Source organism: Caballeronia sp. LZ043 (genome assembly GCF_031451075.1).
Taxonomy (GTDB): domain Bacteria; phylum Pseudomonadota; class Gammaproteobacteria; order Burkholderiales; family Burkholderiaceae; genus Caballeronia.
The window spans coordinates 300,663-313,681 of sequence record NZ_JARUXT010000003.1 but is presented as its reverse complement, the minus strand read 5'-3'; the positions used below and the strand labels follow the sequence as shown (position 1 = coordinate 313,681).

Sequence of the window (13,019 nt, the reverse complement as noted above, 5' to 3'; positions counted from 1 at the left end):
ATGAACCACGGCGGGCTGCTGCACCGGCGACCCCGGCGCAGGCACCTCAGTAACGATGCGCGCGCACGTGCTTGCATGACGCGCCACGGAGACCACCATGAACAGCACAATCAATCAAGGGGCCGCCCACGGCCCGACACCTTTCTTCTCCAAGGAGGCGACCATCGCCCGGCCCGGATTCTCGCGCTGGATGGTGCCGCCCGCCGCGCTCGCTGTTCACTTGTGCATCGGTCAGGCCTATGCATTCTCAGTGTTCAACGCCCCGCTCACGAAGATCATCGGCATCACCAAGTCGGCGCCGGATGACTGGACGCTGACCACGCTCGGCTGGATCTTCTCGCTCGCCATCGTGTTCCTCGGCCTCTCGGCGGCCTTCGCCGGCAAGTGGCTCGAAAAGGTCGGCCCGCGCCGCACCATGTTCACGGCGGCCTGCTGCTTTGGCGGCGGCTTCCTCGTCTCGGCGCTCGGCGTCTATCTGCATCAGATCGCGCTGCTGTATCTCGGCTATGGCGTGATTGGCGGCATCGGACTGGGGCTCGGTTATGTGTCGCCGGTCTCCACCTTGATCCGCTGGTTTCCGGACCGCCGCGGCATGGCCACGGGCATGGCGATCATGGGCTTCGGCGGCGGCGCGATGATCGCCGCCCCCGGCTCCGTCGCGCTGATGAACTACTTCAAGAGCGCCACCAGCGCGGGCGTGGCGGAAACCTTCCTCGTGCTCGGCGTGCTCTATTTCATCTCGATGACGATCGGCGCGCTCGCCATCCGCATTCCGCCGGCGGACTGGAAGCCGGCCGGCTGGACGCCGCCCGTCACCGCCAGCAAGATGATCACGAAGAACCACGTGCATATCGACCAGGCGCTCAAGACGCCGCAGTTCTATCTGCTGTGGCTCGTGCTGTTCCTCAACGTCACGGCGGGTATTGGCGTGCTCGGCCAGGCTTCGGTGATGATCCAGGAGAGCTTCAAGACGTCGATCACCGCAGGCGCGGCGGCCGGCTTCGTCGGGCTGCTGTCGCTGTTCAACATGGGCGGGCGCTTCGTGTGGGCGTCGGCGTCCGACTGGATCGGCCGCAAGAACACCTACTTCGTGTTCTTCGTGCTGGGCGCCGTGCTGTACTTCCTCGTGCCGCGGTTCGCCACCGCCGGCAACATCGCCCTGTTCGTGCTCGCCTACGGCATCATCCTGTCGATGTACGGCGGCGGCTTCGCGACCATCCCCGCTTATCTCGCGGACATGTTCGGTACAGCGTTCGTCGGCGGCATTCATGGACGTTTGCTCACTGCGTGGGCGGCGGCGGGCATCGCCGGTCCGGTGCTGGTCAACTATGTCCGTGCCTATCAGGTCGCCCACGGCGTCACCGGCGCGGATGCCTACACGATGACGCTGCACATCATGGCCGTCCTGCTCGTGATCGGTTTCGTCTGCAACCTGCTCGTGACGCGCGTGCACGAAAAGCATCACATGAACACGTCGGCGCAGACCGCGAACTGACTGAAGAAAGGAGATTCGCAATGAATTCGCGTAACGATATCCAGCAAGGCAGTTCGTCGAACACGGGACTGCTGGTGCTGTTCTGGGCTTATGTACTGATCCCGCTTGCATGGGGCGTGACGAATACCCTGACGCAGGCCGTCAAGCTGTTTCATTAAGACGCGGCAAGCTTTGAAATGGCGCGCCGGGCGATTGGCTTTCGAGCCGATCGCCCGGCGTGTTTGTTTTTGCGGCTTGTGCGGGACTATCCCTTCAGCCGTCTTGCGCCGCCTGCGCAAAGGCGGTATTTAGATAACGAAGAAGCTTGGTACAAGCAAAACTGAAAGGCTGGGCGGGCTGTTCAAAGATCTCTTTTTTGAACGCGCGCCCGCTCATTCTAACGAGGCAGCGACGTAGAGCCCCAACTGAAAACGACGCCGAACTTTGTTGATTCAGGTGCTGCTGATCTCGCATTCCTCTCCGAGTCTGCTTTCATGCCGCCCGAGCAGCCAGCGTTCGCATACGCGTCAGGTTGTAGGGTGCCTGAGTCAACACAAGGAATTGGTCGACGCGCTTCAGACCTCGATACGGCCAGTCTGCTTAACGTGACGGTGGAGACCACACGCGTGCGCGGTCATCTGTCGGGAGAGCATTTCGGTGTCGATGACACACTCATTCAGGCTTGGGTTGGGCACAAGAGCTTCGTGCCCAGGACCGGATCGGAGCGGATCGGATAACGACTCGTCGGCTGATGGTGGCGGCAGTTCTCAAGAGAACTGGTATTGCGAGAAACGTAGCAACGATACGCATGAATCAGCACCGACGCTCAGGCGAAACTGTAGAATCGCGGCACCGGAGCGATGCTTTGTCGTGAACCAGCGAAACAGCATGTCATAGAAGATTTGCTCCGTCAGAATGCGTTCGCTTCGAATCGAATACGGCACTTGCAATAGCAGCGCGCGAATCAGCTTCTCTGACGCGATGCTCGGACGCGATTCGGTGTAGCCGTCCGCTCCGCGCGTCGTTTTGGTTTCAGTGTCGCTTGATTCCTCAGATCAGCCTTTGCCCCTCCTGCCCGGATGACCCGCATAGAAGGTATTCCAACAGCATGCCAGTGCTGAGCCATCTCGGTAAACGTGCAGAAAGTCCTGTGATGCCTTGAAGAGCTGGATCTTCCCTCGGACCGCATCGACGCCCGCCTCCAATACCGCCGAACAACGAGGTCAGCTATCTCGCCATGAATCTGACGGGCCGCGTGCCCACCCTGGTCGACGGTGATTCCGTATTCCGGGAACCGGACGCGATCGTGTCGACTGCGGAGCTTGGTCAGCTCTTGCGATATCGGAAGTGCGGCGATTTACCGTCGGGGTTGGGAAAGCAGCAAGGCGTGCTGGACGAATGGCGTGTGGCTGTCCGTCTCGCCGGATGCGACTTGGTGGTGAAGCTTCAACAGGTCGCTTGTCGCCTTGTGAATTCTTGCCATTCGTACGACATTGCCGATGAAGAGGTGAGTGCGATGCCAGCGGTAGTGGTGCCGTCAGCTCGCCAAGACGTCATCGCGATGAGCGGAGCTTGATCAAGTGGTCATCCACTGCCACGAACGAACCTGCGCACGGTCTACGCCGTTGCGCCGAGTTCGGCCCCGACCTGCGACACGCTCGAACTGAATTCCACAATATCACGAACCGTCTAAAGCGATGAGCGAAGGGGAGTCGGGGCGTCGCGCCGTTTCGATTGACTGGCGCACTGGGGTGAGACAGGTGCTCCAGGGACGGACTCAAAGCAGAGCCTGCATGCTCAATTCCGTCATTTGCCAATGCACTCGGCCGCTTCCCTTCACAGGATGCGACCACCGCGCTTCTGCGAGCAACGTTGAGATGCATCGCGTCGATGTTTCAAAAAACTCAACCAGCATCAACATGTGAAACGCACGGTCCCTCAAGCTTGTGCCATGTTTTGCGTGAATTGCAGCACGATGAACTCGGCTGGTCGCGCGGCGGCAAGCCCGATTTTCGCGATCATCTTCCCTTGCTTGATGTCTTCGTCAGACATCGTGACTCCCTTGCCGATTTGCACGAAGTATGCCTCATTCTCGGAAGCACCAGCCAGACCGCCCTGCTTCCACAGTCGATGCAGATAGCTCGTTGCCGCGGAGCGCACCTTCTCCCAGGTCAGTGGGCTGTTTGGTTCGAACGTCATCGTACCAAGTGCGTATCGCAAGTCGCGCTCGACACTATTGAACAAACGTCGCACCGAGACATATCTCCAGTCGTCGCTATCGTCCAGGGTGCGGGCGCCCCAGATCACCGAACCCCGTTCGTCAATTTTTCGAATCATGTTGACGGCCTTGCCGGTGCTGTAGTCGGCCTGGATCGTGTCCGTTACGGTGTACTTCGGTGTGTACCCCGACGGCAATGGAACATTGGCGGGCGACTTCCACACGCCTCGTGTTCGATCATTCTTGCAATAGAGCCCTGCGGCGACAGCACTTGCAGGCACGTCAACATCGGTCCATCCAACTTTGAGATAGGGATAGTAGACTGCGGCGGAAGCACTCGTTTGGTACGTATTGAGATCGCTCTTTTTAATGTGGACGGCGGGTCCATCGAGGATGGCAAATAGACATTTGCTGCGATCTTCGAGCAGGGTATACACCTCATCTTTGATTCCGTGGTAGTTGCCAACCACAAGCGTGATGCGATTCCCCAAGGTCTTGATGGCATCTGTGAAAGTCTTCCATCCCGTGACATAGCAAGGCCCTCCCCCACATTCGAAGTAGGCACGCAAACCAGCTAGGGCAGTGTCGTACGTTCCAGATGGCGGAAATTTCTCGTAAAGATCCAGGATATTGTTGAACTTCAATATTTCTGTAATGTCGCTATCCATATTGATTAATGGAACTGCGGTGGGAAGCGTCGAAACCGACAACGTGGGTGTTGCATCTTCTTCGATATAAACGCCTGGGTAACTGTTGTCTGAACTCACGAGATATGCTCCGTCAATGAATTGGACTACTGTGGCATGCGTCAAGAGCCGTTTCGCTGATTTCCACGCCGATGTGCGTACATCGAACATTCCAACCTGTCATATTGCTTTGAATGAAGGCATTGGAACCATCTTTCGAAATTCATAGTAAGGCGCATGCCAAGTGGATGCTTCAACCATCCTCGACAATCATGATGCACGTCGGCGAACGAATTTAGCGCGGTTCAAAATGAGACAACTCTTAGGTAAGCCCATGAAACCACCGTCAAATCTGGATCCCGAATGGGACCTCACCGATAGTTTTCAACCGAGCCCACAAGAACTGCCGGAGTCGCGGCGGCGGGCATCGCCGGTCCAGTGCTGGTCAACTATGTGCGCGCCTGTCAGGTCGCTCACGGCGTTACCGGCGCGGATGCCTGCACGATGACGCTGCACATCATGGCTGTCCTGCTCGTGATCGGTTTCGTCTGCAACCTGCTCGTGACGCGCGTGCACGAAAAGCATCACATGAACACGTCGGCGCAGACCGCGAGCTGAGACTGAAGAAAGGAGATTCGCAATGAATTCGCGTAACGATATCCAGCAAGGCAGTTCGTCGAACAAGGGACTGCTGGTGCTGTTCTGGGCTTATGTACTGATCCCGCCTGCATGGGGCGTAACGAATACCCTGACGCAGGCCGTCAAGCTGTTTCATTAAGACGCTGCAAGCTTTGAAATGACGCGCCGGGCGATGGGCTTTCGAGCCGATCGCCCGGCGTGTTTGTTTTTGCGGCTTGTGCGGGACTATCCCCCGAGACATCTTGCGCCGCCTGCGGAAAGGCGGTATTCAGATAACGAAGAAGCTTGATACAAGCAAACTGAAAGACTTAGTGGCCGTGTTCCTCCACCCGATTCAGGCTGCGCCGCGCCAGCGCACTCATGAACAACGTGCTGCCGACGAGTCCCGTCAGATACACGCTTGCCATCATCCAGTCCATTCCACTCACGGTTCTTCTCCTTCGAATTGATCCGCAGGCAAGCCTGCCGCGGGCATGATTCACGCAGTTGCAAACGCGTTCTGGCCTGATTACGGCAGCGGCGCGCAAAGGTTTAGCAGCACGCGGATCAAGCGACGTAGCCTGGGCGTTACATGAGAATGGCTTCAAGGCCTTCACAAAAAAACGACCGGCCGTATGATTCGCAAACGCTTGCCGCCAAGTGCTGGAAAAGACTGGAAAAACTGGCGCGCAGGAACCTCCCCACACAAACCAAGGTTCACCATGAAACCCATTAGCCGTCGTAATTTCATGATTGCCGGCGCAGGTGCATTGCCCGCGCTGTGGCTCACGCGTGTCCGGGCCGATGCCGCCCGTTTGAGCGAATCCGACCCGGCCGCGGTGGCCGTCGGCTACACGGAAAACGCCGCGAAGGTCGACAAGAAGAAGTACGCGAACTACGCGGCGGACCAGACTTGCGCCAACTGCTCGCTGTTCCAGGGCAAGGCGACGGATGCATGGGGTGACTGCACGCTGTTCGGCGACAAGCTCGTGGCCGGACGCGGCTGGTGCTCGTCCTGGACCAACATGTGACGCCGGCTGCAACGCGCCCTCACACGCTTACTTGACCACGTGCCCCCCGCGCGTGACGTTCATGGCGGTGGCCGCGACATAGGTGGCCGTGACACGGTCGCCGACCTTGATCTTGTCGAGCGGCATGTCGGGCGCCACCTGCACCGTGACCGTGTGCTTCGGACCGGCCAGGGTGACTTCACGCGCGGCTGCATCGATCTTCTGGACCACCGCCACCACCTGCACGCCATGCTTCTTCACGACGACACCGTCTGAAGCCGGCGCGGTTTGGTCGGCGATCACGCGCGACTCGGCAGCCTTCGGATCCACCGGATCTGCGGAAATCAGCAGGGCGCCGCGATAGGACACGTGGACCTCGTCGCCGGCCTTGAGCTTCTTCACGTCCGCAACGGCCGGATCCACGTCGATGACCACGACGCGCCCCTTCGGACCCTTCACCTCGACGCTGCTCGTATCAGCGTGAACCTTCACGACGGTTGCCTTCATGTCGAGCGTGTGGGCTTGGGGCTCGGCTTGCGCGGCGACGTCGGCGGCAGCCGGAGTATTGGCATGAGCGGTGGACAGGACCATCAGCGCCGAGCCGGCCGTAGCGGTCACGGAAAGGATTCGAATCAGACGGGAAATGAGCTGCATGAGTTGCTCCAGACGGGAATGGAAGACCTTGCGGCCGCTTAAAGAAGTTCATCTATCAACTTCCTTTCAGCCATTCATTCTTATGCCCTTCGCAATGACGAGCAATAGCAGATTGCTTAGCATTTAAGCAGGTTTGAGACATTTCGAAAAAACTTCTTTTCTTGTCTTTAAGCAACTTAGCGCGAGCCTTTTAAGTTTCGTCAAGCAAGGCGCTGAATGAAACCCTCAGTCACGTCCTTGAGCGTAATCTCGTTGTCATCCGTCATGACCAAGGAGAGACAATGAACGAAATCATCAACGCAGTGAAAGACAGGATCCCAAACGAGTATGCGTATGACATCGCCCGGGATATGCAGATCGACGAGTTGACGATGATGCGCGCACGCGTCGGCATGGATGCCATTGCGCTGAGCGTGCCTGACGTGAAGGCGTTTATCGCGGCGCTCGAAGCCTGCGGCGAAGTGCGCGGCATTACGAGAAACGAACATGCGATCAGCGTTCAGACGGGCGCGTTCACGAATCAGTATCTGAACGGCTATCGGCAAATGAGCGTGTCGGCCGAAGCGGGTCTGGTTCTCAATCCCGGCGGTCTTGATCTGCGAATCTTTTTCCGTCACTGGAAGCACTTCTTCTTCCTGCGCGATGAAAAGCCCAACCGCACGCTCGAGTCCATCCAGATCTTCGACGAAGCCGGCAAGGCGGTGCACAAGATCTATGCGACGCAGGATACGAACATGCAGGCGTTCAAGGCACTCGTGGAGCGGCATCGATGCACGGACGAGAGCGTCACGGCGCGCGTTGAATCAGTCTCTCCTCGCGCCATGCCGCATGGCCTTCCCAGTGCGTCCGATGAATCCATCAGCGAGGAATGGCGCGCCATGACCGATCCGCACGACTTCTATCTGCTGATGCGCAAGCACGGCAAGAGCCGGCAGGAACTCTATCGCTGCGTGGAGTCCGATCTGGCGCGCGAAGTCGCCGCCGATTCACTGATGGAAGTGCTCACGGAATCGAAGCTGCGGGACGTGAGCCTCGCGATCTTCGTCAGCAATGCGGGCTGCGTGCAGATATCGACGGGCAAGGTCGAGAAGCTGATGAAGGACGCTCAGTACCTCAACGTCATGAACAAACAATATCGTCTGCACGTGGAGCATGAGCAGATAGAACGCTGCTGGATCGTGAGCAAGCCTTCCGACTGCGGCTACGTCACGAGCTTCGAAGCATTCGCCAGGGACGGCCAGTTGATCCTGCAAATCTACGGACAGCGTGCCGAACATGAGCCGGAACAGCCCGGCTGGCGCGTGATCCTGGCAGGCTGCATGTCGCTGTGACGCGCGGGGCCGCACCATAAGTGCGGCCCCATCGTAGTCAGGCCTCGCGCGACAGACCGTACAGCCCCTGCAACACCGCCGCGCGCGCCTGTCCGAGGATCTTGCCGCGCCAGACATCGTCATCGATATAAAAAGCCGCGCGAATCTGCTGGCGGATCGCGTGCTTCACGGCATCGGGTGCATCGGCATGCTGCCTCATCCATTGGTCCGCGCGCAGCATGTCGAGCATCTCGGTGAGCGGCACCGTGCCGTACTCCACCGCGATCGACGCATTGGCCGAACGCGGACACGTCTGCCGCAAGGTATCGAGCAGCGGTCCGGCAATATCCGCCGCAATCGAGGTGCCGTCCGCGGGGCTCGTCACGTCCGCGCCCCACCAGCGACGCGCGCGCGGCACATCCCCCACGCAAATCTTCGCGCCGAAACCGCTCGGCCCGAGTCCCGTATGAAAGTCGATCCAGCCGATCGATGCGCAGCCCTCGCCGTACTCCGTCAGCAGTTCGCGCATCGTGCGCGTGCTCCATGCGGTCTCCGCACCGCCATAGAACAGGCCTTGCGGATGTGTGTACTGGCCCGTCGTCACTGCCTGCTGATACGCCCACTCACCGCGCTCTTCGATATAGCCGCGAATGGCCTGCACGTTGGCCTCATCAGGCGGCCAGCTTGCCGGAATCAGAAGCTCGTGCAGTTCCGCATATCCCGGGTTCTGCGGCAAGGGCGCAGCAAAGTCGATGCTGTTGCGGTTCAGATCAACATTGCCTTCCGTCGTGCGGCTCAGGAAGGAAAAGCCATAGGGATTGATCGCATGCACGAGCAGCAACGCGACATCGAGTTGCTTCACCAATGCAGCGAGTCCGTCGTCGCGCATCAGGGCGATCTGCGCGCCCGAGCCGCAGAAGCCCTCCACGCCATGCGTCGCCGAGGTCAGCACCAGCATGCGCCGCGCCGAGCGTGGCCCGATGCGCACGACATCCGTCGCCAGCAGCTCGCCTTCGAGTCCGGCGACGCCCTCCAGCACGCGGGTATCCACGGCCAGCCCGCGTTCGGCGGCCGTGTCGAGGAAACGCTGTCGCGCCTCGCGATAGGTCGATGAAAACATGTGCGCTCTCCTGGTCAGGCACGCGCGAGAAACGCCTGCACGAGCCGCACCCAGTAGGTGGCGCCGAGCGGCAGCAGTTCGTCGTTGAAGTCGTAGCTGCTGTTGTGCAGCATGCATGGACCGATGCCGTGCCCGTGTTCGCGATGCGCGCCGACGCCATTGCCGATATACGCATAGCAGCCGGGCCGCTCCAGCAGCATGTACGAGAAGTCCTCGGCGCCCATGGTGGGATCGACGTTCGGGTTCACTTTCTCCGCTCCAACGATGTCGCGCATCACGCCCAGCGCAAACTGCGTTTCGGCTTCGGTGTTGACGGTCGGCGGATAGTTGCGCAGGAAACTGACTTCGGCCTTGCAGCGATACGCCGCCGCCGTCGCGCTGACAATCTCCTTCATGCGCGTCTCGATCAGGTCGAGCACCTCGGTCGAGAACGTGCGCACCGTGCCGGCGAGCGTCGCGGTGGTGGGTATCGCGTTGATCGCGTAACCCGCCTGCATGCGCGTGATCGAGAGCACGGCGGCATCGACCGGGCGCTTGTTGCGCGTCACGATGCTCTGCAAGCCCGTGCCGATCTGCAAGGCCGTGAACACCGGATCGACGCCGTCGTGCGGTATCGCGGCATGCGCGCCGACGCCTTCGATGCGGATCTCGAACTCGTTGCTCGACGCCTGCGTCGCGCCGACGCGCGCGCCGAATTCACCCGCAGGCATGCCGGGCCAGTTGTGCAGCGCGAACACGCCATCGACGGGGAAGCGCTCGAACAGACCATCCTCGATCATCGCCTTCGCACCGCCGCCGCCTTCTTCCGCAGGCTGGAAGATGAAGACCACCGTGCCGTCGAAGTCCCGATGCTTCGCGAGATATTGCGCGGCGCCGAGCAGCATGGCGGTGTGGCCGTCGTGACCGCACGCATGCATCTTGTTCTCATGGCGCGACGCATGCGCGAAGGTGTTCAGTTCAGGGATAGGCAACGCGTCCATGTCGGCGCGCAAGCCGATGGCCCGCTTGCCGCTGCCCTTCCTCAACACGCCGACCACGCCCGTCTTGCCCAGCCCGCGCGTCACTTCGATATCCCAGCTTTCAAGCGTGCGCGCGACGAGCTCGGCAGTGCGGGCTTCTTCGTAGCAGAGTTCAGGATGCGCGTGGATATCGCGGCGAATGGATTGAATCTCTGCGCGGCTTGCGGCGATCTCGGGAATGATCGACATGCGTTCCTCTTCAGTGATGGTTGGACATGCGACTTTGCCCGAGCATTGTCAGTGGCCGCAATTCACAGGGAAAGCTGATATTTCTTGTCCGTCACTTAAGCAAAGCTTGGGTGTCATGTCCCGTTCGCAAGCGGCATGGCGCCATGCGAACGCAGCCTGATGCGTTCCTGCACGACGCTCATCACCGCATGCCGGTCGTGGATCTTGCGCTCCAGCATGCCGACGACACGGCGCGGCGTATGCCGTGCAAGCGGCATCACGCGCAAGGCCGGGTCGCTTGCCCACGAGCCGTATTCGAGCAGCGGCACCACCGACACGCCCGCGTCCTGCCGCACGAGTTCCACGATCACTTCCAGCGAATTCAGTTCGAGGAACTCGTTCACCACGAGCCGGTTATGCCTGAGCGCCCGCTCGATCAACGCGCCGGTGCGCTGCGCGCGGTCGAAGCGCAGGAACGGCCGGCTGGCCAGCATCTCGGCGGCACTCGAAGCCGTGCCGCCTGGCGAGCCGATCACGACCAGCGGCTCCGAATAGAGCGGCGTCCAGTTGAGACTGGCCGGCGTCTTGCCCGCCATCTCGACGATCACGGCCGCATCGATCTCGCCGGCCTCCACTTGCGGCGCGAGCGCGAGCGCCTTGCCGGTGAAGAGACGCACATCGAGCTTTGGGTACTGACCTTTCAATTCCGTAACGACCGATGCCAGCGCGCCCATGGCCGAATCCACGGCGCCGATGGACACCGAGCCGGCGATCTCGTCATCGAGGCCGGTGTGCCGCATGCTGTCGTAGAGCGCGACGATGCGCTCCGCCTGCGGCAGCACCTGCTTGCCGATGCTCGTCAGGCGGTTGGTCCGTCCCACGCGATCGAACAGCGGCCGTTTGAGATCGTCTTCGAGCGACTGCATCTGCATGCTCACGGCGGCTTGGGTCAGGGCGACCTTTTCGGCGGCGGCAGCGAAGGAGCCGTAGCGCGCGACGGCAATGAAGGTGCGCAGAAAGCGGATGTTGCTCATCGTGGCTAGGGACAAACCCGATCGTTCAATCAGGTTTCCTTGAGTGTCAGTTCAGAAATTCTATATTTTCTTATTTTAGCCAGGCGTAATGTTTGAGGGTTGCAGCGGCCTGCTCGCCTACCCGGTGCAGGCCGGATACACGGCTGTCGTCGGCCAATAAAGTCTGGCATTTGATCAATCGCCCCACGCCCACGGAGTGCATTCGATGAGCACCGTACTTCCTGCAGCCCACGCGGCCGAACAGAACGCCGCGCTCAACCTGTCCGGCCGACGAGCAATCGTCGTGTCGACCATCGGCAACGCGCTCGAATGGTTCGACTTCATGGTCTACGGCTTCTTCGCCGTCATCATCTCGAAGCTCTACTTCCCCGCCACCAGCCCCACCATCTCGCTGCTCGCCACCTGGGCCACCTTCGGCGTCGGCTTCCTGACGCGGCCGCTCGGCGGCATCGTGCTGGGCGCCGTGGCGGACCGCGTCGGACGCAAGTCGGCGCTCACGCTCACCATCTCGCTGATGGCGGTCGGCATCGCGATCATCGCGTTCGCGCCGACCTATGCGGCCATCGGCATCGCCGCGCCCTTGCTGATGTTGCTGGGCCGGCTGATCCAGGGCTTCTCGGCAGGCGGCGAAGTGGGCTGCGCGACGGCCTTTCTCGTCGAATACGCGCCCGCCGACAAGCGCGGCTACTTCGGCAGCTTCCAGATGGTCGCGCAGGCGGCCGCGAGTCTCGCCGGCTCGTTCTTCGGCGCGGTGCTGACACGCACGCTGAGCCCCGAGCATCTCAATAGCTGGGGCTGGCGCGTGCCGTTCGTGGTCGGGTTGCTGATCGTGCCGGTGGGGTTGTATCTGCGTTCGAAGCTCGACGAGTCGCCCGTGTTCGTCGAGAAGGCGCAGAAGAACGAACTGAGTGCAAGCCCCATCCGCGACACGGCCACCAAGCACTGGACCTCCGTGCTCGCGGGCTTCGGCCTGACGGTGTTCGGCACCATCGGCACGTATATCTTCCTGCTCTATCTGCCGACCCACGCCACCCGCGTGCTGCACATGGCGCTCACCGACGGCCTCATCAGCTCGACCATCGGTGCGCTCGTGTATCTCGTGTGCTGCCCGTTCTTCGGGCGCCTGTCGGACCGTATCGGCCGCAAGAAGCTGATGCTGACCGCGCTGGCTCTGTCGCTGCTCACCGCGTATCCGATCTTCGCGGTGCTGACCGCGCATCCAAGCCTGCCGATGCTGATCGTCTGCCAGGCGCTGTTGATGACCTACCTCGGCATCTTCCAGGGCTGCTATCCGGCGTTCATCTCGGAGCTGCTGCCCTCCAGCGTGCGGTCGACCGGCATCTCGGTGAGCTACAACGTCGCGGTGATGATCTTCGGCGGCTTTGCACCGGCCATCGTGCAATGGCTCACGATGAGCACCGGCGACCCGCTTTCGATTTGCTACTACGTGATCTTCGGCAGCGCGGTGGCGCTGTTGACGATCATTCCGCTGCGCGATCGCTATAGCGAAGCATTGAGGTAAGTCTGCTGCATCGAGTTCGCAAAGGAAGGAGAATGGCCCGGCCCGCCCGAAATGGCAGCGCACTTAAGTCTGACTTAAGGATGCGCCGTTAGCCTGAAGTCTGACCGATCCACCCCTCCTTCCGGCCGCGCAAGCGGCCATTTTTTTGGACTGACGCCATGCAGATGACTGTGCGCCTGTTCCTCG

At 60.7% G+C, this 13,019-nt stretch carries 12 protein-coding genes and 3 pseudogenes; 9 read left to right on the top strand and 6 right to left on the bottom strand.

The genetic code is table 11. The features are described from left to right. Window positions 1-97 precede the first annotated feature (97 nt). The 3 genes and pseudogenes from QCE64_RS21695 to QCE64_RS21685 form a co-directional block, all read left to right on the top strand. A complete protein-coding gene (locus tag QCE64_RS21695; protein WP_309923420.1) occupies window positions 98-1,495 on the top strand; it encodes an OFA family MFS transporter in 1,398 nt (465 codons plus the stop codon). 20 nt (window positions 1,496-1,515) lie between these two features. Further along, a complete protein-coding gene (locus QCE64_RS21690; RefSeq protein ID WP_309923418.1) occupies window positions 1,516-1,653 on the top strand; it encodes an oxalate:formate antiporter in 138 nt (45 codons plus the stop codon). Between the two features lie 414 nt (window positions 1,654-2,067). Further along, a pseudogene (locus QCE64_RS21685) lies at window positions 2,068-2,313 on the top strand (IS5/IS1182 family transposase); the annotation flags it as partial. A gap of 33 nt (window positions 2,314-2,346) precedes the next feature. Here the strand turns inward: QCE64_RS21685 and QCE64_RS21680 are convergent. Then, window positions 2,347-2,466, bottom strand: a pseudogene (locus tag QCE64_RS21680) (transposase); the annotation flags it as partial. A gap of 245 nt (window positions 2,467-2,711) precedes the next feature. On the opposite strand from QCE64_RS21680, the gene QCE64_RS21675 reads away from it, so the two are divergent. Continuing rightward, window positions 2,712-3,050 carry a hypothetical protein gene (locus QCE64_RS21675; RefSeq protein WP_310006164.1) on the top strand — a complete coding sequence of 113 codons (339 nt, stop codon included), beginning with the start codon at window positions 2,712-2,714 and terminating at the stop codon, window positions 3,048-3,050. A 362-nt stretch (window positions 3,051-3,412) separates the two neighbouring features. On the opposite strand, the gene QCE64_RS21670 is transcribed toward QCE64_RS21675, so the two are convergent. Then, window positions 3,413-4,459: a phage tail sheath C-terminal domain-containing protein gene (locus QCE64_RS21670; protein WP_310006163.1), complete on the bottom strand. Its 1,047-nt coding sequence runs from the start codon at window positions 4,457-4,459 to the stop codon at window positions 3,413-3,415. A gap of 333 nt (window positions 4,460-4,792) precedes the next feature. On the opposite strand from QCE64_RS21670, the pseudogene QCE64_RS21665 reads away from it, so the two are divergent. The 3 genes and pseudogenes from QCE64_RS21665 to QCE64_RS21655 form a co-directional block, all read left to right on the top strand. Next, window positions 4,793-4,996, top strand: a pseudogene (locus QCE64_RS21665) (MFS transporter); the annotation flags it as partial. A 22-nt stretch (window positions 4,997-5,018) separates the two neighbouring features. Further along, on the top strand, window positions 5,019-5,156 hold the full coding sequence (locus QCE64_RS21660) for an oxalate:formate antiporter (protein WP_310006161.1): 138 nt from the start codon (window positions 5,019-5,021) through the stop codon (window positions 5,154-5,156). 562 nt (window positions 5,157-5,718) lie between these two features. Further along, window positions 5,719-6,027, top strand: coding sequence for a high-potential iron-sulfur protein (locus QCE64_RS21655; protein ID WP_310006159.1), 309 nt, complete (start codon window positions 5,719-5,721; stop codon window positions 6,025-6,027). Between the two features lie 27 nt (window positions 6,028-6,054). Here the strand turns inward: QCE64_RS21655 and QCE64_RS21650 are convergent, their stop codons facing one another. Next, the gene (locus QCE64_RS21650; protein WP_310006158.1) at window positions 6,055-6,660 is read right to left on the bottom strand and encodes a hypothetical protein; all 606 of its coding nucleotides are present in this window, start codon (window positions 6,658-6,660) and stop codon (window positions 6,055-6,057) included. A 281-nt stretch (window positions 6,661-6,941) separates the two neighbouring features. Between QCE64_RS21650 and QCE64_RS21645 the strand changes: the two genes are divergently transcribed. Further along, window positions 6,942-7,991, top strand: coding sequence for a ChuX/HutX family heme-like substrate-binding protein (locus QCE64_RS21645; protein WP_309923410.1), 1,050 nt, complete (start codon window positions 6,942-6,944; stop codon window positions 7,989-7,991). A 37-nt stretch (window positions 7,992-8,028) separates the two neighbouring features. Here the strand turns inward: QCE64_RS21645 and QCE64_RS21640 are convergent, their stop codons facing one another. The 3 genes from QCE64_RS21640 to QCE64_RS21630 all read right to left on the bottom strand — a co-directional run bounded on the left by QCE64_RS21640 (window position 8,029) and on the right by QCE64_RS21630 (window position 11,311). Continuing rightward, window positions 8,029-9,090: a M14 family metallopeptidase gene (locus QCE64_RS21640; protein ID WP_310006155.1), complete on the bottom strand. Its 1,062-nt coding sequence runs from the start codon at window positions 9,088-9,090 to the stop codon at window positions 8,029-8,031. A gap of 14 nt (window positions 9,091-9,104) precedes the next feature. Then, window positions 9,105-10,298 carry a M20 aminoacylase family protein gene (locus QCE64_RS21635; RefSeq protein ID WP_310006153.1) on the bottom strand — a complete coding sequence of 398 codons (1,194 nt, stop codon included), beginning with the start codon at window positions 10,296-10,298 and terminating at the stop codon, window positions 9,105-9,107. A gap of 113 nt (window positions 10,299-10,411) precedes the next feature. Further along, entirely contained in the window at window positions 10,412-11,311 is a 900-nt protein-coding gene (locus QCE64_RS21630; RefSeq protein ID WP_309925255.1) for a LysR substrate-binding domain-containing protein, read from the bottom strand. Between the two features lie 205 nt (window positions 11,312-11,516). On the opposite strand from QCE64_RS21630, the gene QCE64_RS21625 reads away from it, so the two are divergent. Further along, window positions 11,517-12,833 carry an MFS transporter gene (locus tag QCE64_RS21625; RefSeq protein ID WP_309923405.1) on the top strand — a complete coding sequence of 439 codons (1,317 nt, stop codon included), beginning with the start codon at window positions 11,517-11,519 and terminating at the stop codon, window positions 12,831-12,833. Window positions 12,834-13,019: the final 186 nt, after the last annotated feature.

Excerpts from the sequence above, each read along its gene's own strand:
- QCE64_RS21675 (WP_310006164.1), top strand. The coding sequence starts at position 2,712 with ATGAATCTGACGGGCCGCGTGCCCACCCTGGTCGACGGTGATTCCGTA.
- QCE64_RS21645 (WP_309923410.1), top strand. The coding sequence starts at position 6,942 with ATGAACGAAATCATCAACGCAGTGAAAGACAGGATCCCAAACGAGTAT.
- QCE64_RS21640 (WP_310006155.1), bottom strand. The coding sequence starts at position 9,090 with ATGTTTTCATCGACCTATCGCGAGGCGCGACAGCGTTTCCTCGACACG.
- QCE64_RS21655 (WP_310006159.1), top strand. The coding sequence starts at position 5,719 with ATGAAACCCATTAGCCGTCGTAATTTCATGATTGCCGGCGCAGGTGCA.
- QCE64_RS21660 (WP_310006161.1), top strand. The coding sequence starts at position 5,019 with ATGAATTCGCGTAACGATATCCAGCAAGGCAGTTCGTCGAACAAGGGA.
- QCE64_RS21690 (WP_309923418.1), top strand. The coding sequence starts at position 1,516 with ATGAATTCGCGTAACGATATCCAGCAAGGCAGTTCGTCGAACACGGGA.
- QCE64_RS21650 (WP_310006158.1), bottom strand. The coding sequence starts at position 6,660 with ATGCAGCTCATTTCCCGTCTGATTCGAATCCTTTCCGTGACCGCTACG.
- QCE64_RS21625 (WP_309923405.1), top strand. The coding sequence starts at position 11,517 with ATGAGCACCGTACTTCCTGCAGCCCACGCGGCCGAACAGAACGCCGCG.
- QCE64_RS21695 (WP_309923420.1), top strand. The coding sequence starts at position 98 with ATGAACAGCACAATCAATCAAGGGGCCGCCCACGGCCCGACACCTTTC.
- QCE64_RS21630 (WP_309925255.1), bottom strand. The coding sequence starts at position 11,311 with ATGAGCAACATCCGCTTTCTGCGCACCTTCATTGCCGTCGCGCGCTAC.
- QCE64_RS21635 (WP_310006153.1), bottom strand. The coding sequence starts at position 10,298 with ATGTCGATCATTCCCGAGATCGCCGCAAGCCGCGCAGAGATTCAATCC.